Here is a 25,418-nt window from a genome sequence, read left to right as displayed (position 1 = left end):
GGTTGCTTCAACTTGGACGCTGCAGGGTTAGCGGCCGCGTGACAGGAAGGGCCGCCGGTCCGGAAAGGCCTGAAGAGAAACGGCTTATGACCACAGCTCTTCCACGGAGAACAGGCGCCGGTGCTCGCGGATGGCGTAGCGGTCGGTCATGCCGGCGATGTAGTCGGCAATCGCTCTCGGTTTGCCGCCATCGGCCTTGTCCTGGAATTGCGGCGGCAGCAAGCGGGCGTCCTCCATGAAAGCGTGAAACAGGTCGGCGATGATGCGCCGGGCTTTACCGCTCATGCGCGCAACGCGGTAATGCTGGTAGAGATGGCGGCGCAGAAACTGCTTCAATTGCTGCTGCTCGTCGCGGATTTCGAGGCTGAAGGCAATCAGCGGCCCGGCGGCGCGCACTTCATCGAAATTGGCCGGCGCTTCGCTGCGGATGTCTTTCAAGCTCTGGGCGGTGAGGTCGGACACCAGGGTATTGATCATGCGCCGCACCGTTTCGTGAACCAGACGCCGCTCTGGAATTTTGGGATGCTGTTTTTTCACCGCCTGCAGATTACGGCGAAAAATGTCGACTGCGGAGAGCTGTTCCAGAGTAATCAGCCCCGAACGCAGGCCGTCGTCGACATCGTGGTTGTTGTAGGCGATCTCATCGGCGAGATTGCACAGTTGAGCCTCGAGCGAAGGCTGCTGCCTGCGCAGGAAGCGTTCGCCGACATCGCCCAAAGCCCTGGCGTTGCTGCGCGAGCAATGCTTGAGTATGCCTTCGCGCGTCTCGAAACAGAGATTGAGGCCGTCGAATGCGGCATAGCGCTGTTCCAGCACATCAACCACGCGCAGCGACTGCAGGTTGTGCTCGAAGCCGCCGTTATCCTTCATGCAGGCGTTCAAGGCATCCTGCCCGGCATGGCCGAAGGGCGTGTGGCCGAGATCGTGCGCCAGCGCAATCGCTTCCACCAGGTCTTCGTTGAGCTCAAGGTTCCGGGCAATCGAGCGCGCAATCTGCGCTACTTCCAGGCTGTGGGTGAGCCGGGTTCGGAACAGGTCGCCTTCGTGATTGACGAACACTTGGGTTTTGTATTCCAAGCGGCGGAAGGCGGTGGAATGGATGATGCGGTCGCGGTCGCGCTGGAATTCGCTGCGCCCTTTTGCCGGCGGCTCTGGATGCCGCCGGCCCCGGGAACGCTCGGGCCAGGCAGCGTATTCCGCGAGTTCAGGCATGGGCGGCAATCCCGTCCAGCAATGCCACGAGCTGCGCCTCGGGCACGTCGCCGGTGATGAAGGCCTCGCCGATTTTCCTGAGAAGAACAAAGCGGATTTTCCCGCCCTCGACTTTTTTGTCCACGCTCATCAATTGCCGGTAACGCGCGGCGCAGAAATCGGGCGCCGCCACCGGCAACCCGGCGCGTTGATACAGGTCGGCGATGCGTTCAATGTCGCTATTCGCGATCAGGCCCAGGCGTTGGGACAGACGCGCGGCGAGCAGGGTCCCCGCCGCCACCGCCTCGCCGTGCAGCCATTTTCCGTAACCCTCGCCGGTTTCAATGGCGTGGCCGAAAGTATGACCGAGATTAAGCAGCGCGCGCATTCCGCTCTCCCGCTCGTCCGCGGCGACCACCGCCGCCTTGTTTTCGCAGGAACGGCGAATGGCGTAAGCGAGCGCTGCACTTTCCCGGCGCACCAGTTTTTCCAGGTTGTTTTCCAACCAAACGAAAAACTCCGGATCGCGGATCAGTCCGTATTTGATGACTTCAGCGAGCCCCGCGGAAAATTGGCGTTCCGGCAGCGAATTCAACGTCATGGTGTCGGCCAATACCAATTTCGGCTGGTGAAACGCCCCGATCATGTTTTTGCCGAGCGGGTGATTGATCGCTGTTTTGCCGCCTATCGAAGAATCCACCTGCGCGAGCAGCGTGGTCGGAATCTGGAGGTAAGGCACCCCGCGCCGATAAACCGCCGCGGCGAAACCGGCGAGATCGCCAATTACGCCGCCGCCCAGCGCAATAACCGTGGTCTTGCGTTCACAGCGGTTTTCGAGGAGAGCATCGAAAACGCGGTTGAGCGTTTCCGAGTTTTTGTATTCCTCGCCATCCGGCAAAACGATAGTGACCGCTTCGACGCCAAGGCGGTGCAGCGCAGAGGTCAGCGGCTCAAGATAAAGCTTTGCCACCACGGTGTTGGTGACAACCGCGATCTTTTTCTGAACCAAAGCGGGCAGCAGCAGCTCGGCGCGCGTCAAAAGACGCTCGCCGATGTAAATCGGGTAGCTGCGTTCGCCCAAGGCTACATTTAAAGTTTCCATATTCCGGCTTGAGTCCGGGTTCAAAAATCAAAGTTGCCGCAGCTTCTCTTCAAGCTGCATGGCCAGGGTTCGCGCGTTTTGCCTGCTGGTGTCGACAATCAGGTCCGCCACTTCGCGGTAAAGCGGATCGCGCTCCGCGAATAATTCCTTGAGCTTCGCCAGGGGATCGAGGGTCTGCAACAGTGGGCGGTTCTTGTTGTGGCGTGTGCGCTGCCAAAGCTCGCCCGCCATCGCACGCAGGTATATCACCTTGCCGTTTTGCCTGAGGATCTCGCGGTTGGCCCGGCTTAACACGACGCCACCCCCCGTAGCCAGCACGATATTCCGCTGCCCGGCCAGCTCCTGTAAAACCGCAAGCTCGCGGTTGCGGAAACCCGCTTCACCTTCGATTTCGAATATTACCGGGATCTTGACGCCGGTGCGACGCTCGATTTCGTGGTCGGTGTCAAAGAAAGCCTTATTGAAGCGCTTGGCGAGCAGTTTGCCTACAGTGGTCTTGCCTGCGCCCATCAGCCCGACCAGAAAAATGTTGTCGGGGATGACGCCGGGCGCACAGCGCTTCGAATTATCGGGGCCCCCGCTTTTCATGAGCGGGATTTTAGCGGAATTCTTAAGGGTGAGGGCGCATGGCGCTATAAAACAAAAGCGGGCTGTGTCCAGCCCGCCTGGTGCAGGTACGGTCAGGCCTAGCGTATGGTCAGCGCGTCCTTAAGTATTTTGGGCGTGATAAATATCAGCAGTTCGGATTTATTATCCCGGACTAAAGTATTTCTGAAGAGTACCCCCAAATAGGGAATATCCCCCAACAAAGGCACTTTGTTTATCGTCGTTTGCTGGTCTTGGATGAAAATCCCGCCAATCACCACCGTGCCGCCGTTTTCCACCAGTACTTGAGTTTGAATGGCTCTGGTGTTGATCGCCGGGCCCGCCGTAGTATCCGCCCCGCGTGAGTCGTTATTGACTTGCAGATTCATAATCACGTTGTCATCCGGCGTGATCTGAGGCTTGACCTTAAGACTCAGCGTGGCTTTTTTGAACGTAACACTGGTCGCGCCACTGCTGGTCGCCTGCTGGAAGGGGATGTCCGTCCCCTGTTCGATCGTGGCTTCCACCTGGTCCGCGGTCACCACCCGGGGGCTGGAAATGATTTTTCCTTTGCCGTCGGCTTCAAGCGCGCTCAACTCGAGGTTAAGAAACCGGGTGACGCCGTTATTAAAAAGAACCAGGGAGAGCGCCCCCGCGGCTGCCCCGCCTATGCCGCCGGCGGGTAGGTTGACGTTCAGGGCATCGGGAATCGTGCCGAGGGTGGCTCCGGGCTCCCCTATGCGGCTGGCGGTGTCGGCTAGGTTGCCGCCTGCTGTGGTCCGCACGTTGCCGATGCTGCCAAACCCGCTGGTGCCGCCGAACTTCACCCCCAGATTTTTGCTGAAGGTGTCGTTGGCTTCGACGATGCGCGCCTCAATGATGACTTGCCGTACCGGCACGTCTATTTTCTTGATCAGACTGCGCGCTTCATCGAGCTTGGTCGGTGTATCCTGGACAAAAAGCATATTGGTGCGCGGATCCACTACGGCGCTGCCACGCTTGGATAAAATTCTTTGATTGACGTCAGTCAGCAGTTTTTGCACCGAGTCCGCTTTCTGGTAATTGAGTTGAAAGCTTTCGGTGCGCGTGGGCTCAAGATCGGAAATTTGCTGTCTTGATTCGAGGTTGAGCTTTTCCTTGGTGGCCAGCTCATCGGCCGGCGCAATCAGCACGACATTGCCGTTCTTGCGCAGGTCCAGTCCCTTGCTCTGCAGAATGATGTCGAGTGCCTGATCCCACGGCACGTCTTTCAGGCGCAGCGTCAGATTGCCGGTCACTGTATCGCTGGTGATGATGTTAAGCCCGGTAAAATCAGCAATGACCTGCAACACCGCACGCACCTCGACATTCTGGAAGTTGAGCGAAAGCTTTTCGCCGCTGTAGCCAGGCCTGCCACCCTTTACCAGCTTGTTGGGATCTTCGACGACTTGCTTCACTTCCAGCGTAAAGCGGTTGTCGGCCTGGTATGCAGATTGTTCCCACAGCCCTTTCGGCTCCACCACAATGCGGACGTTGTTACCGTCGGCAAATGTATCGATGAACTGGACCGGCGTGGCAAAGTCGACAACGTCAATGCGCCGTTCCAGATTCGGTGGCAACGAGGTCTGAATTAAGTCGATAGTGACATTTTTCCCCTGCTGACGCAGATCAATACCGGTGTTGGTATCCGAAAGATCGATGATCACGCGGCCTTCGCCGTTGGGGCCGCGGCGGAAATCGATATCCCGCACGCTGTGTTTTTGTGTAGAAGGCCGGGCCTCGGCGAAACGAGAAGTAACGGGTGAAGTGACCGCGCCCTTTTCCGCCGCTTGCAGCGTGACCACCAGGCTGTTCCCGTCAATTTTGGCATCATAGCCTGCGGCCTTGGTCAGGTTCATGACTAGCCGCGTGCGGCTGCCTACCTGAACGATATTGATGCTGCGCAGGGTAGGGTTGTTGACGTCCTGGGAGTTTTTGCCCAGTGCGTTTGCGGTATTGGGAAAATCGAAAGCAATGCGCGGCGGGTTGTTTACGGTAAAGCCGGCAGGAGGATTGGCGAGGGCCTGGCTTAACGTGATTTTTACCGCAAGCTTTCCACCTTGCAGCGGGGTTACATCAATTGCTTGAATGCTATTTTGGGGGTTGTCTTCGCCTGCGGCCGGTTCGGCGGCATAGGTCACACCAGACAAAAATACGCCCGCCATCAGGCACAGCATTCCATGTAATAGCTTAGTTGAGGTGGTCATTTTTTGCGCTCCTGTTCATCCAACAGCTGCAGGCTGCTTTCACGCTCTGACCAGTCGCCCGCGCTGTCTTGAATCAATTCCTTGAGTTTCAAGCTGGCTTCAGAGACATCGGTGATGAGGCCAAAATTTTGCCCCATGTAATTGCCGGTTTTGACCCGGTAAAGATTGTTGTCGGGTGTTTTGATCAGGGCATAAATGACATTTTTTTGCTGCAAGGTCCCGACCATTCTGAGATTTTCCAACGGATAAACTTCAAGCGCTTCCTTGCGGCGGTTAACATCGGGTTGCAGCTTTCCGCCACCGCCCTTGACGGGTTCGATCTTGCGTGGTTTGAACGGATCGGGAAGATCAAACGCGTTGTAGTTGAAGGGCTCATACGGTTTGACTTCGGGCAGCGGTTCGACCCGGCCCTTGAGGCCCTGCTCCGATTCCTTGATGAAATCCTTGATGTCCTGGAACTCCTCGCCGCCGCAGCCGGTCAGGAGCAAACCCAGAAGCAGAGTACAGGCTTTGCGCTTCATTTTTTCATGCCTCTCGCCACCTGTTTCCGCTTGGCAATTTCTTCCTCATCGAGGTAGCGGAAAGTTTTCGCCACCGCATCCATCGTCAGCACGCCGGCCTGACCCGGGTTAATGCTGACATCGTTCAAAGTCACGATGCGCGGCAGCTTGGCGATATCGCTGGCAAAAGCCCCGATCTCGTGATAGTTGCCGGTAATGCGTATGGTGATCGGCAGCTCGGCGTAAAAGTCGGAGTCCGATTCGTTGGCCGCCGGTTTGAACAATTCGAACTGCAGGCCGCGGCCCAGTCCGGCCTGGTTGATGTCGGTCAGTAGCGCGTCCATTTCAGACTTGTTCGGCAGTTGCTTCAGCAGGGCGCCGAAGGATTGCTCAATTTCCGCCAGCTGCTTCCTGTAGGTTTCAAGATTGATCGCCTGCTTCTTCTTGTCGATAAACACCTGGCGCAGGCCTTCTTCCTTGTTTTGGAAACCCTCCAGCTCTTCAAACTGCCCCTTCCAGTCAAACCAATAACCCGCAAAAACGATGGCGAGAAAGCCGATGACGAGCGCGGCCAGCTTGGGCAGGAATGGCCAGTTGCCCATGTTTTTGGGATCAAGCTTTTTTAAGTCATCGAGTGTCATGGCCGGTTAACCTTGGCGCCGGGTTTGGCAACCTGCGCTTCCTGTTTGCCCCGAGAGAGGGTGAAGTTCAAATTGAACTCGTTTAACCTGGTGCTGCCTTGGGTCACAGCCTTGATTTCCACCAGATTGGGAAACTCGAACCAGGGCGAGGATTCAAGATTGCGCAGCAAGGTTGATACCCGTGCGTTGGTCTGGGCCAAACCGGTAAGATCCACCTTGGACCCTTTCTGCTTGACGCTTTTGAGGTACACCCCGTCAGGCAGTTGCCGCACCAGCTGATCCAGCAGGTGCACGGTTTCCGAGCGGTTGGTCTGCAGCGATTCCACCACTTTCTTGCGTGCAAGCAGCACCTGGATTTGTTCCTTGAGTTTCTTGATTTCGTCGATTTGCTTGTCCAGCAGCGTGATTTCTTTTTCCAGGTATTGGTTGCGTTCCTGCTGGTAAGAAATGCGGGCGCTGATGACGCCGTGTACAAAAAACACGATGAGCATGCCCAAACCGGCAAACAGGCCGGTCATGAAATAGAACTGGCGTTCCCTCGCCTTGCGCTTGTGTACGCGGTGCGGCAGAAGGTTGATGCGAATCATGCGTCAAACCTCCGCATGGCCAATCCACAGGCGATCAGCAAGGCCGGAGCATCGGCGCTGAGTTGCCGCGGCTTTATTTTGCTGGAAAGCGCCATGTTGGCGAATGGGTTGGCGATCATGATATTGACCTGGGTGCGGCTCGCCACCACGTCGTCGAGTCCCGGTATGATGGCGCAGCCGCCGGCAAGCAGGATGTGATGCACCTGGCTGAACGGGGTCGAAGTGAAGAAAAACTGCAGTGCCCGCGCCACTTCCAGTGCCAGCGTGTCCATGAATGGCTGCAATACGTCGGTCTGGTAATTTTCGGGCAGGTTGCCGCTGCGCTTGGCTTTTTCCGCCTCTTCCGCCGAAAGATTGAATTGGCGCTGTATTTCCTGGGTGAGCTGATTGCCGCCAAACGGCTGTTCGCGGGTGTAGACCGATTGCCCATTGTGCAGCACGTTGACGTTCATGATCGCGGTGCCGATGTCGACTATAGCCACCACCTGCTCCTTGCCATTGTTCGGTAATTGCGACTCGATCAATTCGAATGCCGACTGGGTGGCGAAAGACTCCACGTCCATGACCAACGCTTTGAGGCCGGCGGCTTCCGCGGCGGCCACGCGATCTTCCACTTTTTCCTTGCGGGAGGCTGCAATCAGCACCTCGATTTCATCTGGATTGCTGGGTGCCGGCCCCAAGACCTGGAAATCCAGGTTGACTTCATCAAGAGAGAAAGGGATGTATTGGTTGGCTTCGGTTTCGACCTGAAGCTCCAGATCTTCTTCGCTCTGCCCGCCGGCGAGTACGATTTTCTTGGTAATCACCGCCGCCGCCGGCAGTGCCAGTGCCACGTTTTTAATGCGCGTGCCCATGTTTTTCCAGCCGCGCTTGACGGACTCGCTAACCGCTTCCAGGTTGGAGATATTGCCGTCGACCACCGAATCCTTGGGCAGCGGCTCGATGGTGTAGCGTTCGACTTTATAGCCGCCTTTACCGGCTTCGGAGATTTCCACCATCTTTACTGCAGACGAGCTGATATCCACCCCAAGCAAAGGCGGAGTCCGCGCTTCAAAGAAATTGAATTTTCCTTTGGGCATAGGTGAGTGAGACCCGATATGTATAATTTACATTAAATGTTAGCAACAAGCCTAAAGCATGTAAAGTATTTTTTTGCAATATCTTTTGCGGCCTATAGTGCCTATAATTCCGAAAATTTTTAAAACTGCCCTCTTTTTAAGAATAAACCCTTTCATGTTTGCTCGGTGGCTGAGCTACCTCATATTGGCTGGTTTGGGATTCGGGCTGGCTGGTGCCCTTCTTCTCGGTTTTGCCGCCATCCTGGCCTACCCCAGTCTGCCCTCGCTAGAGGCACTGACCCAATACCAGCCGAAAATACCCCTGCGGGTGTATAGCGCGGACGGCTACCTGATCGGGGAATTCGGCGAAGAGCGGCGCAACCTGGTGAAAATAGACCGCGTCCCCAAGCAGATGCAACAGGCGATCCTCGCTGCCGAGGACGAACGCTTTTACCAGCATGGCGGAGTGGATTATCTGGGGGTGCTGCGCGCGGCTTATTCGAATTTTGCCTCCGGCGCCACGCGCCAGGGGGCGAGCACCATCACCATGCAGGTGGCACGCAATTTCTTCCTGACCAAGGAAAAGACCCTGGCGCGCAAATTCAACGAGGCGCTGCTTGCGTTCAAGATCGAGGGCAATTTGACCAAAGACCAGATTCTCGAGATCTACATTAACCAGATTTATCTTGGTCAGCGCGCCTACGGTTTCGCCGCCGCCGCCCAGGCCTATTTCGGCAAGCCACTGGACAAGCTGAGCTTGGGAGAAATGGCGATGCTGGCCGGTCTGCCCAAGGCGCCCTCGCGCGACAATCCCATCTCCAACCCGAAGCGCGCCAAGCAACGGCAACAATATGTTCTGCGGCGCATGCTCGAACTCAAGCTGATTGGCGACGAGCAATTCAGACCAGCCGACCAGGACCCGATTGTAGTGAGGCGCGAACAGCAGGATTTCGTCCTGCACGCGGACTACGTGGCCGAGATGGTACGGCAGGCGATGGTCGAGCGCTACCAGGACGAGGCCTACACCAAGGGCTTCAATGTTTATACCACGGTGCTGAAATCCCATCAGGACGCGGCGTATAGCGCGCTGCGCAAGGGGGTGATGGATTACGACCGCCGCCACGGCTACCGCGGCCCGGAAGGCTATATTGAATTGCCGCAAAATCAGGATGAAGCCGAGGACATCATGGAAGATGCGTTGTCCGAGGTGAGCGAAAGCGATGATTTGATTCCCGCAGTGGCGCTGGAAGCGAGTCAAAAATCGGTCAAAGCTTACCGCAAGGGGGGTGATATCGTAGAAATCACCGGCGACCGCCTGAAATTTGTGGCGAAGAACATCGGTGCAAGGGCCAAACCCAACCAGCGCATCCGCAGGGGCACCCTGATACGCGTACAGAAAGACGAGCGCGACCAGTGGCAAATCAGCCAGCTGCCAGCAGTGGAAGCGGCACTGGTGTCCTTGAACCCGCAAGATGGCGCGATCCGCGCTTTGGTGGGCGGTTTTGATTTCAACCGCAGTAAATTCAACCATGTGACCCAGGCTTGGCGCCAGCCGGGGTCGAGCTTCAAGCCCTTCATTTACTCGGCCGCGCTGGAAAAAGGCTTTACGCCGGCCACCGTGATTAACGATGCGCCTCTGGTGGTGGATCCCGCACAGACCGGCAACCAGGACTGGGAGCCGCGAAACTACGAAGGCGGCTACGATGGGCCGATACGACTGCGCATGGCGCTGGCCCGCTCCAAAAACCTGGTGTCCATACGCATCTTGCAGGCCATCACGCCGCAATATGCCCAGGATTACGTCACGCGCTTCGGTTTCGACCCCAAGCAACATCCGCCTTATCTCACCATGGCGCTGGGCGCGGGTTCGGCCACGCTTTGGCAGATGATCGCAGGCTATGCGGTGTTTGCCAACGGCGGCTATCGTATAACGCCGTATTACATCGACCGCATCCAGGATGAGCGCGGCAATGTGATTGCGCAGGCGAAGCCGGAGCGTCCCGGTGAAGGCGCGCAGAGGGTGATCGACGCACGCAACGCCTTTATCGTGACCACGATGATGCAGGACGTGATCCGTCAGGGCACCGGGGTGCGTGCGATGCAACTCGGACGCAAAGATCTGGCCGGGAAGACCGGCACCACCAACGAAAACGTGGACGCCTGGTTTGCGGGCTACTACACAACTCTGGTGGCGGTGTCGTGGATCGGCTTTGATCAGCCGCACCCGCTGGGAGAAAAAGAAACCGGCTCGATGGCGGCGCTGCCCATCTGGATGGAGTATATGGGGAAAGTGCTGAAAGGCGTGCCGGAAGCAACTTATCCTATACCGGACGGCGTCATGACCGCGCGCATCAATCCGGACACCGGCTTGCGTGACCCGGAAAACAATAACGGTATCATCGAATATTTTTACCAAGAGAATCTGCCGTCGGAACAGGAATTTGGTCTGGGCGGCAACCCGCTCAATCCGGGCAAGCCGCCGGAAGAAATCAAGAATCAGTTGTTCTAGACGAGGGGGCGATGCCTAGAGACTCAGGACTTAAGCGACAACACTTGCGCAGCCGCATCGCGCACCAGGCTGCGCGGCTGATGGCGCAGGACGGTATCGCCGATTTTGGCTTGGCCAAGCGCAAGGCGGCGTACCAGGCGGGCGTAGCCAATTTGCGCGAGCTTCCCACCAATGAGGAAGTGGAGGAAGCGCTGCGCGCTTATCAGTCGCTCTACCAGGGCGAGGAGCAGCGGACGGTGCTTAAGCACCTGCGCAAGCAGGCGCTGTCGATGATGCGTTTGCTTAAGGATTTCAATCCGCATTTGACCGGCTCGGTGCTTTCCGGCACCGCGGGCCGGCATTCAGATGTCAATCTGCAACTCTTTGTGGACAGCGTGAAAGATGTCGAACTGTTTCTATTGAACCGGCAGATTCCCTATAAAAGAGGCGAGAGGCGGCTGTATGTGGGCGAAGAACTGCAGACGATACCTTTGTTTACGGTGGAGGGAGAGGACGTCGAAGTGAAAATTGCGGTTTTTGCCACCAATGACCAGCGCCACGCTTTGAAAACTTCACCCGACGGCAAACCCCTGGAGCGCGCCCGAGCCGTGGTGGTGGAAAACTTGCTTCGGCTTTGACTGGCTTCTAGCGCCGCTCTTCGGCAAGCCAGCGCGCCGCGTCGAGCGCAAAATAAGTGAGAATAGCGTCGGCACCGGCGCGCTTGAAGGCCAGCAGCGTTTCCAGCACGCACTCCTTTTCGGAGAGCCAGCCGTTTTTCGCCGCCGCTTTCAGCATCGCGTATTCGCCGCTCACCTGATAGACGAACGTCGGGGCCTTGAACTCGTCCTTCACCCGGCGGACGAGGTCGAGATAAGGTAAACCCGGCTTCACCATCACCATGTCAGCGCCTTCCTGCAAATCGAGGCCGACTTCCCACAGCGCTTCATCGCTGTTCGCCGGATCCATTTGGTAGGTGTATTTGTCGCCGCCGCCCAGATTGGTCGCCGAACCCACTGCATCCCGAAAAGGTCCGTAAAAATTGGATGCATACTTGGCCGAGTAGGCGAGAATGCGCGTGTGAATGAAACCCTTGGAGTCGAGCGCCTGGCGGATGGCGCCGATGCGCCCATCCATCATGTCGGAAGGCGCGACGATATCCACGCCGGCTTCAGCGTGCGTCAGCGCCTGTTTCGCCAGCGCCGCCACTGTTGCATCGTTCATCACGTATCCGGACTTGTCGAGCAGCCCGTCCTGACCGTGACTGGTATAGGGATCAAGCGCGATATCGGTAATCACCCCCAGCTTGGGGAAACGCTTTTTCATCGCGTTCACCACGCGCGGGACCAAGCCTTTGGGGTTAAACGCTTCTTTCGCATCCGGTGTCTTGAGCTTGGGCTCGATCACCGGGAAGAGCGCAATTGCAGGGATACCCAGTTTTACGCAGGCTTCCACCTGTTTCAGCAATCTATCCTGCGTCTGCCGCACTATTCCCGGCATTGAGGGCACGGCCTCAGCGCGGTTTTTGCCGTCCACAACGAAAACCGGATATATCAGATCATCTGCGCTCAGGCGGTTTTCCCGCATCAAGCGGCGCGAGAAATCATCGTGGCGCATTCTGCGCATTCTTTTGTTCGGATATTTGCCCAAGGTCTGCATGGCTTGGTCGGGTAAAGGCAGGCCGCTATATTGACACAATCCAGCACATGACGGAAACCAGGCATGCAGGTGAGAAAGTAGAGTTTTTTTGTGGATCGGGTGTTTTAAAATAAAGCCACTACCGGCTTACTTACACCATGCATATGCCCTTTCGTTTGTGGAAATAAGTAATTGATAGTAAAATAGTTTTTTTTTAATCGGGAGGGGAACTTGTGGGCTGGGGAAGTAATCTCAATTGCAGACGATTTTTTTCGTCTCCCGCTTCTCCTCCCTGAGCGGGTGCCTTAATCCTATTAAGGCGTTTCGCCCCCGGTTTTACTCCCCTTTAGCCGGGGGTTTTTTATTTTAAAGGCTTGGAATTAAGTCTCCGTCAGCGCTTCAGCCATTGAGCCAAAACTTCTTCGGCTTTGACCAGCCCGGTGTGCGTGGCGCTGGAAAAAAGCTGCGCGGTAGAGCAGGGATAGAATTGCGCCAGCAAGTCGTTTACTTTACGCAAAGTGCGATTTGCTTGCTGTCTAGTCAGTTTGTCTGCCTTGCTCAAAAGGATAAGCACCGGCTTGCCGGTGGGGGCAAACCAGTCCAGCATCTGTTGGTCCAGCGGCGTTAAGGGATGTCGCGCGTCCAGAACGAGCACTAGGCCGATCAAACTGATTCTGGTTTGCAAGTACTTACTTAAAAGCAATTCCCAGCGCCTGCTGATGGCTTCCGGCACCTTGGCGTAGCCATAACCCGGTAGATCGACCAGATAACCGTTATCGTCCAATCTGAAAAAATTGATTTGCCGGGTGCGCCCCGGTGTTTTTGCAACATAAGCAAGACTGCGACGCCGGGTTAGCGCGTTAATGGCGCTGGATTTGCCGACATTGGAGCGGCCGGCGAAAGCGATCTCCGCGCCATCCTCCGGCGGCAAGTCGCGCCAATCCGTGACGGAAACAAAAAATGAAGCTTGCTGGGATAGGGACGTGAATTTACTCAAAGCTGGAGAACCTCTGATTAAATCCCGCGCGGTTGCGACGGTAATTCCTAAGCGCCTGGCGGATAGCGCGTGTATGCCAAGCTGATATAAAATGTGCGGCTAATACATTTAAGGAGTTCGCGCGGATGAACGCATCCATTGCGCTGGTGGCGGCTGCGGGAATGATGGCGGTATTTCCCGTTTTTGCCGAACCTGCGTTACGCGAGGCGGACCCGGCGAAAGCGCAACCCATCGTGAACCAAGTTTGCGCTGCTTGTCATGGCACGGACGGCAACAGTACGATTTCGGCGAACCCCAACCTGGCCGGGCAATATCCCGAGTATCTTACCAAGCAGCTTTTGAGTTTCAAATCCGGTGAACGCAAAAGCGCGGTGATGGGCGGCATGGTCGCCAATCTTACACCAGAAGACATGAAAAACCTGGGCGCCTATTTCGGCGGGAAGAAACCCAAGCCGGGCATGGCCAGGGACAAGGAGCTGGTGGCGCTCGGACAGAAAATTTACCGTGGCGGCAATGCGGCCTCGGCCGTTCCCGCCTGTGCCGGCTGCCACACGCCGAACGGCGCCGGCATTCCCTCGCAGTTTCCGCGCCTTTCCGGACAACACGCGGAATATGTGATTGCTCAGTTGAGAGCGTTCAAGAGTGGCGAGCGGGCGGACGACAACAGCAAGATGATGCGCGCCATCGCCGTCAAGCTCACCGACCAGGAAATGCGCGCGGTGGCGGAATACATTTCCGGACTGCGCTAAAATTCTTTTTCAACGCCCGACGAAACTAAAAAAGGGTGACTCGTGTCACCCTCTTTTGTCCGCATCATGGTCAAGCCTGCCTCTAATTTAAGTCAAGCCTGGTATGAGCTGTTAAGCTCGATGCGCTTTGCCATCAGCCTGCTCACCGTGCTCGGCATCGCTTCGGTGATAGGGACGGTGCTGCGGCAAAACGAGCCGTATCCCAACTACATCACGCAATTCGGCCAGTTCTGGTTTGCCTTGTTCGAGAAGCTCGGGCTTTATGACGTGTATCATGTCGGCTGGTTTCTGGCGATACTGTGTTTTCTGGTCGCTTCCACCAGCCTGTGCGTTTACCGCAACGGGCCGCTGATGCTGCGCGAGATGAGAAGTTTCCGCGAGCACGCAACGGAAAAATCCTTACGGCTGTTCGCCCATCGCGCGGAGTTCTCCCATGCATTGAAGCCGGACGCGGTAGCCCTGCGCGCCGCTGCTTACCTCGGCGCCCGGGGCTATCGCTGCAAGACCAATGCATCGGGTCAGGATGGATTGCTGGTTGCAGCAAAGACCGAGAGCCTGCAGCGCCTGGGCTATATTTTCGCGCATGCGGCAGTCGTGATTATCTGCATCGGCGGGCTGATGGACGGCAATGTACCGTTGAAACTGCAGGAATGGCTCGGGAACAAAACCATCGAAACACGCGACGTCCCGCAAAGCCAGGTGCCGCCACAAAGCCGCTTGTCCTCTTCCAATCTTTCGTTCCGCGGCAATGTCACCATCCCGGAAGGCGCAAGCGCCGACGTGGCGTTCCTCAACGTGCGCGACGGCTACATGGTGCAGGAGCTGCCCTTCGGCATCGGGGTGAAAAAGTTTTACATCGAGCATTACAGCACCGGCCAGCCCAAAACCTTCGCCAGCGATTTGGTCGTGACCGACAGGGAAACGGGGAAATCCTTTGAACACACCATCACCGTCAACCACCCGCTGATTTACCGGGGCGTCGCCATTTACCAGGCGAGTTTTTCCGACGGCGGCACCCGCCTGAATCTCCAGGTGTGGCCGCTGTTATCCAAAACCAGCAAGCCTTCCCGATTGCAGGGCAAGGTGCATGAGGTGGCGCCCCTGGTCACGGAAAACAACGCATACGACGTGGAATTCACCGACTTCCGTCCGTTCAACGTCGAGAACATAGGCGGACGCGACATGCCCCAGGAAGCGGGACTCTCGCGAAAATTGCTGGGTCCCGCGGCGAATATTGAGGGCAACAAACAGTTGCGCAATGTCGGGCCGAGCTTCCAGTATAAACTTCGCGACGCGCAAGGCCAGGCTATGGAATTCAACAACTACATGCTGCCGGTGCAAATCGATAATCGCGGCTTTATGTTAAGTGGTGTGCGTTCCGATCCCAACGAACCGTTCCGCTATTTGCGCCTGCCGCTGGATGAACAGGGCACGCTGGACACTTACATGCAACTGCGGGCGCTGTTGTTTGACCCCAAGGCGGGGGACGAAATCGCGCGCCGGTTCGCGGCCACCGCCATGCAGGGGGATGCGGTGAGTGAAACCATGCGTAGCAAGCTCACTGCCAGCACCGAAAAAGTCCTGGAGATGTTCGTCCGCGACGGCTATGCCGCGCTCGATGCGTTTCTCAAGGAATCGGTGCCGCAGCTGGAGCAGGAGAAAGTCGCAACGATTTATGTCAAGATTCTGCAAAGCGCGGCAGTCGAGGCGCTGCAAATGGTGCGCCGCGACGCGGGCTTGAAGCCGGCGGCAATCAACGACCAGACTGTGCTGTTTGTGGGCGACGCCTTGAATGCCATCAACGACAGCTTCATCTACGGCGCACCGGTTTATCTGCAGCTCGCGGACTACCAGGAAGTCAAGGCGAGCGGACTGCAATTGACCCGCTCGCCGGGTAAGAATATCGTATATACCGGATCGGTGCTGCTGGTACTGGGCGTGTTCGCCATGCTCTACCTGCGGGAACGCCGCATCTGGTTGTTGGTCAAACACGGTAATCTGTTATTCGCCATGTCCAGCAACCGCAAGACGCTGGACTTCGAGCACGAATTTGAGCGCCATCGGCAAGCAATCGCCGCACTCATCAAGGAATAAAATGGAGTTAACCCAGGACTATCCCGCGCGCAGGTCTTTCTTCAAGAACCTCGCCTGGTTCGACTGGGCCTACGCGCTGCTGCTCATCACGGGCGGGGTGACTGCGTTGCGCCTCTACGGCGACTACATGGATGCCTACGAGAAAGGCTTCCTTTTGGGCGCCGTAGTGATATTCAGCGTCCTGGGCTGGTACTGGAAGCCGCTGCGCACCCTGCTCATGGTCATCGCCGCAGCGAGCCTGTTCTCGATTTTTGAGTACCAGGGCAGTCTCGCCCGCGCCGGCCAGGTGTTTTGGCTGAAATACCTGTTCTCCAGCCAGTCCGCCATCATGTGGATGAGCGCGTTGTTCGTAATGGCGACCTTTGCCTACTGGCTTGCGCTTATCGCCCGTTCCGCTTTTGCGGGCAGCGTGGCCAGCGGCCTGACCTGGAGCGCGCTGGCGATGGGTTTGAGCGGCATGCTCACCCGCTGGTATGAGTCATATCTCATCGGAGCCGATGTGGGGCACATCCCCATCAGCAATCTGTACGAAGTGTTCATCCTGTTTTGCATCATCACTGCGCTGTTGTACCTATACTACGAGCGGCGTTACGCGACCAAGCAACTCGGCGCTTTCGTGCTGCCGGTGATTACCGCGGCGGTGGGGTTTCTTTTGTGGTACACGTTTGACCGCGAAGCGCAGCACATCCAGCCGCTGGTGCCGGCGCTGCAATCGTACTGGATGAAAATCCACGTGCCGGCGAATTTCATCGGCTACGGCTCGTTCTCGCTCGCGGCAATGGTAGGCGTGGCTTATCTGCTGGTGGCGGCAGGCAGACTGGCCGCTTATCTGCCGCCAGCGGAGGTGCTGGATGACTTGATGTACAAGGCCATCGCCATCGGCTTTGCTTTTTTCACCATCGCCACCATTCTCGGCGCGATGTGGGCGGCGGAAGCCTGGGGCGGCTACTGGTCGTGGGACCCGAAGGAAACCTGGGCTTTGATCGTTTGGCTCAATTACGCCGCGTGGCTGCACATCCGTTTGGTCAAGGGGTTGCGCGGAGCGCTGCTGGCTTGGTGGGCGGTGGCGGGGCTATTCGTCACCCTGTTTGCTTTTCTCGGCGTCAACATGTTTCTGAGCGGCCTGCATTCCTACGGCACGCTGTAGTTCAGACTGATCTTTCGCTTTTCCCCGCCATCGCCCGGGCGATCTTTTTCGCCGAGAGAAATTGCGCTTTCATGGCGATGTCCCACAGTGCAACCCGTTCCTCCATCAATTCGCTTACGACGTTCGCTGGCGCAGGCGGCGACAATTCCAGATGCGCGTCGGATTCGCCGGCGCCCGTCACCACTCGCATTCCTGATTTTTGCGCGATGTGCATTATCGGCTGGTTTTCGGTAAGGCAGTGTATGAACAGCGTCTTGATGTAGTGGTTCCTTGCGTGTGCCTCGGCGCGCTGAAACAGCGCCGAGCCGATGCCCTGCCGGCGACGGCCGAGCAAAACGCTCACCCCGAATTCCGCCACATCGTGTTCCGGGTCGAGGGCCAGGTGCGCGACCCCGACCAACCGCAGGTTTTCATCGAACACCCCGAACACCGCGTCGCGGTCGAAATCGATCTTGTCAACATAAGTGTCGATACCCTCCCTGCTCATGCTGCTGCCAAAGCGCAGGCGGATATCGTCGGCGGGGAGCGCAAAAAAATGCTGGCGCAACGCCTCCCGGCTCAACGTCGACAACTGCTTGGTCAACACGGTCATGATTTAAGGCCGGCGAAAACCTGTTCCGCCGCGGCGAGCGTGGCGGCGATTTCCTCGTCGCCGTGCGCGCTGGAAACGAAGCCGGCTTCAAACGCCGAAGGAGCAAAATAAACACTCCGGTCGAGCATGGCGTGAAAGAAGCGGTTAAACAGGACTTGGTTACACTGTATGACTTCGGCAAAGCTTTGCGGCGGGTTTGGGCGGAAATAAATGCCGAACATTCCGCCTGCGGCTTGCGCTGAAAAAGCCAGTCCGTGCTTGTGGGCGGCGGCGCTCAAGCCGGCGGTGAGACGTTCGGCCACCCCGGAAAGTTTTTGGTAAAAACCGGGCGCTTGAACAAGTTTAAGCGTGGCGAGCCCCGCGGCCACCGCCACCGGGTTGCCTGAGAGTGTTCCCGCATGGTATACCGGACCCAGGGGCGCCAGCCATTGCATGATGTCGCGTCTGCCGCCAAATGCGCCCAACGGCATGCCGCCGCCGATGATTTTCCCGAGCGTGGTGAGTTCGGGTTTGATTGCATAAAGCCCTTGCGCGCCACCGAGGCCCACGCGAAATCCGGTCATCACTTCGTCGAAAATCAGCAGCACGCCGTGTCGGGTGCAGAGGCGCCGGAGCGTTTGCAGGAATTCGGGCCTGGGCTTGACCAGATTCATGTTGCCGGCCACCGGCTCGACTATCACCGCGGCGATTTGATTGCCGAATTCGCTCATGGTTTTTTCCACCGCTGCGCTGTCGTTATATTCAAGTACCAAAGTGTGCGCGGCAGTCTCGACGGGCACGCCGGCGGAATCGGGCTGGCCGAAAGTGAGCGCCCCCGAGCCGGCCTTGACCAGAAGCGCATCGGCGTGGCCGTGATAACAGCCGGCGAACTTGATAATGCGGCTTCTTTGGGTGAAGCCGCGCGCGAGGCGGATGGCGCTCATCGTCGCTTCGGTGCCGGAACTGGTGAGCCGCACCTGCTCCATGGAGGGTACCAACCTGCACAGCAACTCGGCCATTTCCAGTTCGGTTGCGGTGGGGGCGCCAAAGCTCAAGCCGCGTTCCGCCGCTTGTTGCACGGCGGCGACCACTTCAGGATGGGCATGGCCGACTATCAGCGGCCCCCACGAGCCGACGTAGTCGATATAGCTTTTCCCTTCCGCGTCCAAAACCGTCGCGCCCTGGCCGCGTGCGATAAAGCGCGGAACGCCGCCCACCGATTGGTATGCGCGCACCGGCGAATTCACGCCGCCCGGGATGAATTGCTGCGACCGCTGAAATAATTCCTCGTTGGTCATTGCCGGCTGGCAAACAAGCAGTTAAATTTTTTGGCCGCCGTCTTGATGTCGGGCGCGTTGAACAAGGCGCTGATGACCGCCACGGCGTCCGCTCCCGCTTCTATCAACACGCCCGCATTTTCCAATGTAATTCCGCCAACCGCCACAATCGGCGCCGAAAGTTTTGTCCTGGCCTGGGCCAGCAATTGCACTTGCGGCCGCACAGTGTGGGACTTGACCGAAGACGGATGGAAACTGCCGAAGGCGACATAATCCGCGCCTTGCGCTTCGGCTTCAATGGCACGCTCGATCTGGTCATAGCACGATGCGCCGATGATTTTGTTTTTCCCAAGCAAGCTTCTTGCGGTCGCCAGCGATGCGTCTTCCCGGCCCAGGTGCGCGCCATGCGCATTGCACGCCCGGGTGAGTTCGATATCATCATTGATGATGAGCGCGGCGCCGAACTGGCTGCACAACGCGGCGAGCGCTTCCGCCTGTCGCCGCCTGAGCTTGTTGTTTGCGCTTTTATTTCGATACTGCACCCAGCGCGTCCCGCCTTCGAGCGCGAGTTTCACCTGGTGAATCAGCTTTGGAGTGTCGGCCTCGTTGGGCGTAATCGCGTAAAGACCACGGAGCCTCTGATTAGGTCCCGCGTGGTTGCGACGGCGGCTTTCCGGGAGGGGATGCGCGAAGCGAGGCGCAGCCAAGGGTCACTCCCCTTGGCAAGCCGAGCGACAAAGCAGACCGCCCGGAAAGGCGCCCCGGACTTGGACTCGCGAAGCGTGGAGCCTCGGCACGTGCGACCGCGTAGGCGAGCGCTGGCCCGTGCATGAAACTGTAATACGGCGAGCTATGACCCGTTTCGCTGCACAGCTTTGCAGGTGCGACGCTACGCGGGCCCTCCTCGGTGTCGTAGTCCTAGCTACGACCTTCGTCGCGCGCCTTACATCCATCCGCATTTTGTCTGCAACGCGGCTCACGAAGGACTTAATCAGAGGCTCCCTAATCCTGCCCGGTTTCACCATTTTCTTCTTCGCGCGCCCAGAACAGGCGGTCGGGAATGTATTGCCCCATGCCCGGGCGGAACGCCGCTTTCAGCGCATGCCAGGTGTATTCCTGCGCGTCGCGCACCGCCTCGGAAATGCTCAAGCCGTTGGCAAGCGTCGCCGCGACCGCTGCGGCCAGAGTGCAGCCGGAACCGTGATAACTGCCCGGCAGCCGCTCCCAGGAATCGTTGCGCAGAACGCCCTCCTGCGCGTAAAGCGTGTTGATCACCTGCGGCGTGTTTTCATGCGTGCCGGTGATCAGCACGTATTCACAGCCCAGGTCCAAGAGCCGCTGCGCGCATTCGGAAAGGCCCGGGTCGTCGCTGTCGTTGTTATCTTTCAGAGCCAGGCGCCGCGCTTCCATGCTGTTCGGTGTAATCAGGGTAGTCTGCGGAATCAAAAGTTCCTTCATCGCCGCAATCATTTCCTCGCTGGCAAGCTCCTCGCCGCGCCCCGAAGCCAGCACCGGATCGAGCACCAGCGGAATGTCTGGATAGTCCGAGACGACCTCGGCGATTGCCGCGGTGATTTCCACGCTTCCAAGCAAACCAATCTTGAACGTGGACACCGCCATGTCTTCCAGCACACAGCGCGCCTGGTCGGCGACCCACTCCGGATCGAGCGCAAGCAAATCCTCCACGCCCGCGCTGTCTTGAATCGTGACGGCGGTGACAATGGACAAGGGATGGCAGCCCATGCTGGAGAGCGTCATGATGTCAGCCTGTAATCCCGCGCCGCCGGAAGGATCGGTGGCGCCGAAGCACAACACGATGGGCGGGGGCTGAGACATGCAGGGGATTTCGTTTAAAATGGCATTTTAACTTAAACCGCGAGCCCCATGAAAACTTATATGTGCCTGATCTGCGGTTTCATCTATGATGAGGCCGCGGGCTTGCCTGAAGAAGGCATTGCGCCGGGGACAAAATGGGAAGACCTTCCGCCAAACTGGACCTGTCCCGAATGCGGCGCGCGCAAGGAAGATTTTGAGATGGTGGAAATCTGAAGGGACCAGAATGAGGATAATGCACACCATGCTGCGTGTGGGCAATCTGCAGCGGTCGATTGATTTTTACACTCAGGTATTGGATATGAAAGTGCTGCGCCGGCACGATTATCCCGACGGCCGTTTCACGCTGGCGTTTGTCGGCTATGGCAACGAGGACCGCACCGCGGTGCTAGAACTTACTCACAACTGGGATACCGCTCAATATGATCTCGGCAACGCCTACGGCCATGTCGCCATCGAAGTGCCGGACGCCTACCGGGCGTGCGAGGAAGTGAAAAAGCGCGGCGGCAAAGTCACGCGCGAAGCGGGACCCATGAAGCACGGCACGACGGTGATCGCTTTCATCGAAGACCCGGACGGCTACAAAATTGAGTTCATCCAGAAGAAGCCCGGCTAGCAGGGTGTTGAAGAACTCCACGGGGCCACGGCGTCGGCTTTCCGGGATGGGATGCGCGAAGCGAGCCGCGTCGAATAGCCGTTGCCTATTCGCAAGGCGAGCGACAAAGCAGACCGCCCGGAAAGCCACGCCCCAGCCGGGTTTGCACGAAAAATGCCCATATGCTGCGTTGCGCTCCTCGGCATCGTAGTCCTGGCTACGACCTTCGTCGCGCGCCTTGCATCTGAGCATTTTTCGTGTCAAACGCGGCTCCCGGAGAGTTTTTCAACACCCTGCTAACCTTAAACGTTAGCTTAGCGCCACCCTTAGCAGCCAGATTTGCTCTGTTGGGGGAGCCGATCAGGGCTCGAATTGCGCCATCCAAACTTGATTTTTCTTCGCGTCCTTTGCGGTTCAGCTTTTAATTTCCAGCATCTCCGCCGCGTGCGTAAGCCTGCCCTGTTCCGCCAGAAAAAAAGCCGGGCATAAGCCCGGCTTCTTTATTGCTGAAATGCTTGAGCGGTTTACGCGGCCTGAATATTGGACGCTTGCTTCTTGCCTTTATTCCCCTCGGTGATCTCAAAGGACACTTTCTGCCCTTCTTTGAGGGTTTTGAAGCCTTGCATGTTGATTGCCGAGAAGTGGGCGAATAAATCTTCTCCGCCACCATCCGGGGTGATGAAACCAAAGCCTTTCGAGTCGTTAAACCACTTTACAGTTCCGGTCGTCATTTCACGTTCCTTAATTAAATTGAATTGAAAAAACAGGACAAGCCTGATGTCTAAATCTCAAGGCTTAATAAGGACGAAAATTCAACAACCAGAATAATTCAGACCCCAAACACCTGAAACTAAACACCCGGCACGTTATACGCGCTTTATACCCGCTTGTCAAAACAACTTGGCCGGTGGTGTCAGGCGGCTATTTGCCTCCGGTCACATCGATAAATACCCCGGTGGTGTACGAAGCCTCATCCGATAGCAGCCACAGAATCGCCCTGGCCACCTCGACAGGTGTGCCGCCACGCTTCATCGGCACCAATTCCTTGACGCGATCCACGCGGTTCGGTTCGCCGCCGCTGGCGTGAATGTCGGTGTAGATAAAGCCGGGTCGCACCGCATTCACGCGAATGCCTTCTTCGGCGACTTCCTTGGCCAGCCCTATGGTCATCGTATCAATGGCGCCTTTGGAAGCGGCGTAGTCCACGTATTCCCCGGGAGAGCCCAGGCGCGATGCGAACGATGACACGTTGACAATCGCTCCGCCTGCGCCGCCGCGTTTGGTGGACATGCGCCGCACGGCTTCGCGCGCGCACAAGAAACAGCCGGTGATGTTTGTAGAAAAGATACGGTTCAGACGGGCGGCACTCATGTTCTCGAGTCTCGTTTGCTGTTCCAGAATCCCGGCGTTGTTGACCAGCGCGGTGATTGGGCCCAGTTTCTTGTCTACGCTTTCAAACAGCAGGATTACCTCGGATTCCGAAGCCACGTCGGCGGCCACGGCGATGGCCCGCCCCCCGGCGCGTTCGATTGCGCCGACCACGGCATCGGCGGATTCCCGGTTGTGAATATAGTTAACGCACACCGCGTAGCCGCGCTCCGCGGCAAGCTGCGCGGTAGCCGCGCCTATGCCGCGACTGCCGCCGGTGATGACCATCACTTTATTCATGGTTCAGGCGACGCCGCAAGGCCTCGCTTCGCCCCCATTTGTGCCGCGCTCGACAACCCGGCTAAAGGAACTTGATTGCTTGTTTGTTTATCCACTTGGAGAAGGCCCCCCAGATACCCGGCTCGAGATTGCATGCATTGGTTATTTCGATGTTCGGCAGGTCTCGGCCAAGCACATCCTTTTTCCTCGGCGCTGTTCGAGTAATGATCCCGATCTGCGTCTTGTATACCTTGAATATATTATCAGTCTCGATGTCCTTGTAAGTGGAGCTTCCGTAGGCGGCATCCAATAAGAAGTTAAACCGGCCAAGAGCTTTTGCGATTCCGACAATATCCAATGCGGTTTTTGAGCCCAGCTCATAGGCATGTTTCGGTTTGTTATTTTGATCCTCAACATTCTGATATCTGCCTTCGATTCGATTCAGGCGGTACAGCGAATCCAAACCCAGCAAATTTGCCCAGTACTTCCACTTCAGGAATTCGGCGTCGATTCGCCATTGATCTCCGTAAATCGTATACGCTTCCACAGCACACAAATCACCTCTGGCCAAATTGGCTTTGTATACCTGCTTTCCAATCCGGTCAAAGCTTATTTCGGCTATTAATGTCTCCGCAGTCAGTCTGTTGTACGTGTAAATCCACGCGGAAAACAACGAGCCGGCCAGAAGCAAAAGCACCAGCAGCGAAAAAAACGAAATCTTGACGACTTTTCGCATCAGGCATTCTTCGTCTTTCGGATTATTCCACTCATGGCCATTTGTCCACAGCCATGATCATTCATCCGGCATTGAGATAACAAGCTAGCGCTTCCCGGTTGTAATGCCGCTTAGCATCTCCGCCGCGTGCTTGCGCGTGGTTTCGGTGATTTTGACGCCGCCCAGCATACGCGCGATTTCCTCGATGCGCGCTTTTTCGTCCATGACTTCGATGCGGCTCAGGACCGAACTGTTGACCGAGGTTTTGCTTACTTGCCACTGCTGATCGCCCGCCGCCGCAACTTGCGGCAAGTGCGTGATGCACAGCACCTGGCGTTCCTTACCGAGTTTTTTAAGCAAGCGCCCGACGATTTCGGCGACGCGGCCGCCGATGCCGGCGTCCACTTCGTCGAAAATCAGCGTGGGCAACGCGCCGACTTTGCTGGTCACGACCTGTACACCCAAGCTGATGCGCGACAATTCACCGCCGGATGCAACCTTGGAAAGCGGCCGCAACGGCAGGCTTTTATGCGTGCTGACCATGAATTCGACCTGCTCCAAACCCCAAGCCGCGTTTTCTTCAAGCGGATTCAATGCAACGGAGAATTCTCCGCCGCTCATGGCGAGGTTCTGCATCGTATCGGTGACTTCTGCAGATAGTGTCTTTGCCGCTTTCTTGCGCCCCGCACTTAATTTTTTGGCGTGGGCTGCATACGCGCTGCGCGCCGTTTCTTCCTGCTGTTTCAACTCCTCCACTCCACCGCCGCCGCCCATTTCCTGCAGCCGCGCTTCGAACTTCTGCAGCAATTCGGTCAGCTCTTCGGGTTTGACGCGGTATTTGTGCGCGGTGGAATGAATCGCATCGATGCGCTGCTCGGCTTCCTTCAGGCGTTCCGGATCGAGATCGAGTTTTTGCTGATAATGCCGCAGCGCGTACACCGCTTCCTGCAATTGGATTTGCGCCGGCTCAAGAACATCCAGGATTTCCTTCAGGGCCGCGTCATATTCAGCAAGGCCCTGGAAACGCGAAATCAAGGAATTAAGCTGCGCAATCAGCGCCGCTTCATTTTCAGAGAGTGCATCCAATCCAAACTGCGAGGCTTCAATCAGACTTGCGGCGTGGGACAGGCGGCTGTGTTCCAGGGTGAGGGACTGCCATTCGTCTGCGGAAAAATTCAGGGTCTTGAGCTCGCGCACCTGCCATTCCAGCTGCTCGCGCTCGGCGGCAAAGGCCACGGCGTTGGTTTCCCATTCCAGCCGTTTTTTGCGTAAACCCTGCCATTTGCGGTAGTGCCCGGCGACCTGCTCCGCGAGTTCGCTTAAACCGCCAAAGGCGTCAACCAGCTCGCGCTGCGAATCGGCCTTAAGCAGCGTCTGGTGTGCTTGCTGGCCGTGGATTTCAACCAGCCTTTCTCCCGCTTCGCGCAATTGCTGCACGGTGGCGGCGCGGCCGTTGATGAAGCCGCGTGATTTGCCATTGGTTTCGATGATCCGGCGCATCAGGCACTCGCCGGCATCGCCCTCCAGATCATTCTCGCGCAGCCAAGCGGAAAGCGTCGATTGTTTTGTGATATCGAATTCGGCGGTGATTTCGGCGCGCGCTGAGCCTTGCCGCACCACCGCGCCGTCGGCGCGCTCGCCCAGGGTGAGTGCCAGCGCATCAATCAGTATGGATTTTCCGGCGCCGGTTTCGCCCGTCAGCACGGTGAAGCCCGGCTTGAATTCGAGCTCCATCGAATCGACGATGACGAAATCGCGGATACCCAAATGGTGCAGCATGG

The 25,418-nt window shown here is 57.4% G+C and carries 25 protein-coding genes; 7 read left to right on the top strand and 18 right to left on the bottom strand.

Annotation, left to right across the window (positions count from 1 at the left end; genetic code table 11):
* Positions 1-84: 84 nt before the first annotated feature.
* From VHE58_06170 to VHE58_06135, 8 genes are all read right to left on the bottom strand, one after another.
* On the bottom strand, positions 85-1,212 hold the full coding sequence (locus VHE58_06170; GenBank protein HVS26871.1) for a deoxyguanosinetriphosphate triphosphohydrolase: 1,128 nt from the start codon (positions 1,210-1,212) through the stop codon (positions 85-87).
* Entirely contained in the window at positions 1,205-2,293 is a 1,089-nt protein-coding gene (gene aroB, locus VHE58_06165) for a 3-dehydroquinate synthase (GenBank protein ID HVS26870.1), read from the bottom strand. The genes VHE58_06170 and aroB overlap by 8 nt, the downstream gene beginning before the upstream one ends.
* 27 nt (positions 2,294-2,320) lie before the next feature.
* Entirely contained in the window at positions 2,321-2,881 is a 561-nt protein-coding gene (locus tag VHE58_06160) for a shikimate kinase (protein ID HVS26869.1), read from the bottom strand.
* A gap of 98 nt (positions 2,882-2,979) precedes the next feature.
* On the bottom strand, positions 2,980-5,103 hold the full coding sequence (locus VHE58_06155) for a type IV pilus secretin PilQ (protein ID HVS26868.1): 2,124 nt from the start codon (positions 5,101-5,103) through the stop codon (positions 2,980-2,982).
* Positions 5,100-5,624, bottom strand: a complete 525-nt coding sequence (locus VHE58_06150) for a pilus assembly protein PilP (protein ID HVS26867.1) — start codon at positions 5,622-5,624, stop codon at positions 5,100-5,102. Before VHE58_06150 ends, VHE58_06155 begins: the two co-directional genes overlap by 4 nt.
* Entirely contained in the window at positions 5,621-6,244 is a 624-nt protein-coding gene (locus VHE58_06145) for a type 4a pilus biogenesis protein PilO (GenBank protein ID HVS26866.1), read from the bottom strand. The genes VHE58_06150 and VHE58_06145 overlap by 4 nt, the downstream gene beginning before the upstream one ends.
* Positions 6,241-6,831, bottom strand: a complete 591-nt coding sequence (locus tag VHE58_06140; GenBank protein ID HVS26865.1) for a PilN domain-containing protein — start codon at positions 6,829-6,831, stop codon at positions 6,241-6,243. Before VHE58_06140 ends, VHE58_06145 begins: the two co-directional genes overlap by 4 nt.
* On the bottom strand, positions 6,828-7,910 hold the full coding sequence (locus VHE58_06135; protein HVS26864.1) for a pilus assembly protein PilM: 1,083 nt from the start codon (positions 7,908-7,910) through the stop codon (positions 6,828-6,830). Before VHE58_06135 ends, VHE58_06140 begins: the two co-directional genes overlap by 4 nt.
* Before the next feature lie 154 nt (positions 7,911-8,064).
* Here VHE58_06135 and VHE58_06130 point away from each other — a divergent pair, with 154 nt between their 5' ends.
* Positions 8,065-10,398: a penicillin-binding protein 1A gene (locus tag VHE58_06130; GenBank protein ID HVS26863.1), complete on the top strand. Its 2,334-nt coding sequence runs from the start codon at positions 8,065-8,067 to the stop codon at positions 10,396-10,398.
* Between the two features lie 11 nt (positions 10,399-10,409).
* A complete protein-coding gene (locus tag VHE58_06125; protein ID HVS26862.1) occupies positions 10,410-11,015 on the top strand; it encodes a UDP-N-acetylmuramate--alanine ligase in 606 nt (201 codons plus the stop codon).
* Positions 11,016-11,022: 7 nt separating this feature from the next.
* On the opposite strand, the gene hemB is transcribed toward VHE58_06125, so the two are convergent.
* Together hemB and yihA are read right to left on the bottom strand one after the other, a co-directional pair.
* Positions 11,023-12,024: a porphobilinogen synthase gene (hemB, locus tag VHE58_06120; GenBank protein HVS26861.1), complete on the bottom strand. Its 1,002-nt coding sequence runs from the start codon at positions 12,022-12,024 to the stop codon at positions 11,023-11,025.
* Between the two features lie 379 nt (positions 12,025-12,403).
* Complete coding sequence (gene yihA, locus VHE58_06115) at positions 12,404-13,009, bottom strand: ribosome biogenesis GTP-binding protein YihA/YsxC (GenBank protein HVS26860.1); 606 nt, start codon at positions 13,007-13,009, stop codon at positions 12,404-12,406.
* Positions 13,010-13,134: 125 nt separating this feature from the next.
* Between yihA and VHE58_06110 the strand changes: the two genes are divergently transcribed.
* Genes VHE58_06110 through ccsB form a run of 3 tightly spaced genes read left to right on the top strand, consistent with a single transcriptional unit; the run spans position 13,135 to position 16,999 of the window.
* The gene (locus VHE58_06110; protein ID HVS26859.1) at positions 13,135-13,758 is read left to right on the top strand and encodes a c-type cytochrome; all 624 of its coding nucleotides are present in this window, start codon (positions 13,135-13,137) and stop codon (positions 13,756-13,758) included.
* Positions 13,759-13,800: 42 nt separating this feature from the next.
* Positions 13,801-15,852, top strand: a complete 2,052-nt coding sequence (locus VHE58_06105) for a cytochrome c biogenesis protein ResB (protein ID HVS26858.1) — start codon at positions 13,801-13,803, stop codon at positions 15,850-15,852.
* A 1-nt stretch (position 15,853) separates the two neighbouring features.
* A complete protein-coding gene (gene ccsB / locus VHE58_06100; protein HVS26857.1) occupies positions 15,854-16,999 on the top strand; it encodes a c-type cytochrome biogenesis protein CcsB in 1,146 nt (381 codons plus the stop codon).
* A 1-nt stretch (position 17,000) separates the two neighbouring features.
* On the opposite strand, the gene VHE58_06095 is transcribed toward ccsB, so the two are convergent.
* The 4 genes from VHE58_06095 to VHE58_06080 form a co-directional block, all read right to left on the bottom strand.
* Positions 17,001-17,591, bottom strand: a complete 591-nt coding sequence (locus VHE58_06095; protein ID HVS26856.1) for a GNAT family N-acetyltransferase — start codon at positions 17,589-17,591, stop codon at positions 17,001-17,003.
* Positions 17,588-18,868: a glutamate-1-semialdehyde 2,1-aminomutase gene (gene hemL, locus VHE58_06090; GenBank protein HVS26855.1), complete on the bottom strand. Its 1,281-nt coding sequence runs from the start codon at positions 18,866-18,868 to the stop codon at positions 17,588-17,590. The genes VHE58_06095 and hemL overlap by 4 nt, the downstream gene beginning before the upstream one ends.
* Complete coding sequence (thiE, locus tag VHE58_06085; GenBank protein HVS26854.1) at positions 18,865-19,554, bottom strand: thiamine phosphate synthase; 690 nt, start codon at positions 19,552-19,554, stop codon at positions 18,865-18,867. Before thiE ends, hemL begins: the two co-directional genes overlap by 4 nt.
* Before the next feature lie 295 nt (positions 19,555-19,849).
* Positions 19,850-20,683 (bottom strand): hydroxymethylpyrimidine/phosphomethylpyrimidine kinase, encoded by an 834-nt coding sequence (locus VHE58_06080; GenBank protein HVS26853.1) that lies wholly within the window; start codon positions 20,681-20,683, stop codon positions 19,850-19,852.
* A gap of 48 nt (positions 20,684-20,731) precedes the next feature.
* Here VHE58_06080 and VHE58_06075 point away from each other — a divergent pair, with 48 nt between their 5' ends.
* Together VHE58_06075 and gloA are read left to right on the top strand one after the other, a co-directional pair.
* Positions 20,732-20,896, top strand: coding sequence for a rubredoxin (locus VHE58_06075; GenBank protein HVS26852.1), 165 nt, complete (start codon positions 20,732-20,734; stop codon positions 20,894-20,896).
* A 10-nt stretch (positions 20,897-20,906) separates the two neighbouring features.
* Positions 20,907-21,296, top strand: a complete 390-nt coding sequence (gene gloA, locus VHE58_06070; protein HVS26851.1) for a lactoylglutathione lyase — start codon at positions 20,907-20,909, stop codon at positions 21,294-21,296.
* 503 nt (positions 21,297-21,799) lie between these two features.
* On the opposite strand, the gene VHE58_06065 is transcribed toward gloA, so the two are convergent.
* The 4 genes from VHE58_06065 to recN all read right to left on the bottom strand — a co-directional run bounded on the left by VHE58_06065 (position 21,800) and on the right by recN (position 25,416).
* On the bottom strand, positions 21,800-22,006 hold the full coding sequence (locus tag VHE58_06065; GenBank protein HVS26850.1) for a cold-shock protein: 207 nt from the start codon (positions 22,004-22,006) through the stop codon (positions 21,800-21,802).
* A gap of 190 nt (positions 22,007-22,196) precedes the next feature.
* A complete protein-coding gene (locus tag VHE58_06060; protein HVS26849.1) occupies positions 22,197-22,943 on the bottom strand; it encodes an SDR family oxidoreductase in 747 nt (248 codons plus the stop codon).
* 61 nt (positions 22,944-23,004) lie between these two features.
* A complete protein-coding gene (locus VHE58_06055; GenBank protein ID HVS26848.1) occupies positions 23,005-23,658 on the bottom strand; it encodes a hypothetical protein in 654 nt (217 codons plus the stop codon).
* Between the two features lie 84 nt (positions 23,659-23,742).
* A complete protein-coding gene (gene recN / locus VHE58_06050) occupies positions 23,743-25,416 on the bottom strand; it encodes a DNA repair protein RecN (GenBank protein HVS26847.1) in 1,674 nt (557 codons plus the stop codon).
* Positions 25,417-25,418 lie beyond the last annotated feature (2 nt).

The sequence above is a fragment of the Burkholderiales bacterium genome (assembly GCA_035543335.1).
GTDB lineage: Bacteria > Pseudomonadota > Gammaproteobacteria > Burkholderiales > JAHFRG01 > JAHFRG01.
The sequence above is the reverse complement of the archived record's forward strand: the minus strand, read 5'-3'. Positions and strand labels throughout refer to the sequence as shown.

Excerpts from the sequence above, each read along its gene's own strand:
- VHE58_06170 (HVS26871.1), bottom strand. The coding sequence starts at position 1,212 with ATGCCTGAACTCGCGGAATACGCTGCCTGGCCCGAGCGTTCCCGGGGC.
- aroB (HVS26870.1), bottom strand. The coding sequence starts at position 2,293 with ATGGAAACTTTAAATGTAGCCTTGGGCGAACGCAGCTACCCGATTTAC.
- VHE58_06160 (HVS26869.1), bottom strand. The coding sequence starts at position 2,881 with ATGAAAAGCGGGGGCCCCGATAATTCGAAGCGCTGTGCGCCCGGCGTC.
- VHE58_06155 (HVS26868.1), bottom strand. The coding sequence starts at position 5,103 with ATGACCACCTCAACTAAGCTATTACATGGAATGCTGTGCCTGATGGCG.
- VHE58_06150 (HVS26867.1), bottom strand. The coding sequence starts at position 5,624 with ATGAAGCGCAAAGCCTGTACTCTGCTTCTGGGTTTGCTCCTGACCGGC.
- VHE58_06145 (HVS26866.1), bottom strand. The coding sequence starts at position 6,244 with ATGACACTCGATGACTTAAAAAAGCTTGATCCCAAAAACATGGGCAAC.
- VHE58_06140 (HVS26865.1), bottom strand. The coding sequence starts at position 6,831 with ATGATTCGCATCAACCTTCTGCCGCACCGCGTACACAAGCGCAAGGCG.
- VHE58_06135 (HVS26864.1), bottom strand. The coding sequence starts at position 7,910 with ATGCCCAAAGGAAAATTCAATTTCTTTGAAGCGCGGACTCCGCCTTTG.
- VHE58_06130 (HVS26863.1), top strand. The coding sequence starts at position 8,065 with ATGTTTGCTCGGTGGCTGAGCTACCTCATATTGGCTGGTTTGGGATTC.
- VHE58_06125 (HVS26862.1), top strand. The coding sequence starts at position 10,410 with ATGCCTAGAGACTCAGGACTTAAGCGACAACACTTGCGCAGCCGCATC.
- VHE58_06110 (HVS26859.1), top strand. The coding sequence starts at position 13,135 with ATGAACGCATCCATTGCGCTGGTGGCGGCTGCGGGAATGATGGCGGTA.
- ccsB (HVS26857.1), top strand. The coding sequence starts at position 15,854 with ATGGAGTTAACCCAGGACTATCCCGCGCGCAGGTCTTTCTTCAAGAAC.
- VHE58_06095 (HVS26856.1), bottom strand. The coding sequence starts at position 17,591 with ATGACCGTGTTGACCAAGCAGTTGTCGACGTTGAGCCGGGAGGCGTTG.
- hemL (HVS26855.1), bottom strand. The coding sequence starts at position 18,868 with ATGACCAACGAGGAATTATTTCAGCGGTCGCAGCAATTCATCCCGGGC.
- VHE58_06080 (HVS26853.1), bottom strand. The coding sequence starts at position 20,683 with ATGTCTCAGCCCCCGCCCATCGTGTTGTGCTTCGGCGCCACCGATCCT.
- VHE58_06075 (HVS26852.1), top strand. The coding sequence starts at position 20,732 with ATGAAAACTTATATGTGCCTGATCTGCGGTTTCATCTATGATGAGGCC.
- gloA (HVS26851.1), top strand. The coding sequence starts at position 20,907 with ATGAGGATAATGCACACCATGCTGCGTGTGGGCAATCTGCAGCGGTCG.
- VHE58_06065 (HVS26850.1), bottom strand. The coding sequence starts at position 22,006 with ATGACGACCGGAACTGTAAAGTGGTTTAACGACTCGAAAGGCTTTGGT.
- VHE58_06060 (HVS26849.1), bottom strand. The coding sequence starts at position 22,943 with ATGAATAAAGTGATGGTCATCACCGGCGGCAGTCGCGGCATAGGCGCG.
- VHE58_06055 (HVS26848.1), bottom strand. The coding sequence starts at position 23,658 with ATGCGAAAAGTCGTCAAGATTTCGTTTTTTTCGCTGCTGGTGCTTTTG.
- recN (HVS26847.1), bottom strand. The coding sequence starts at position 25,416 with ATGCTGCACCATTTGGGTATCCGCGATTTCGTCATCGTCGATTCGATG.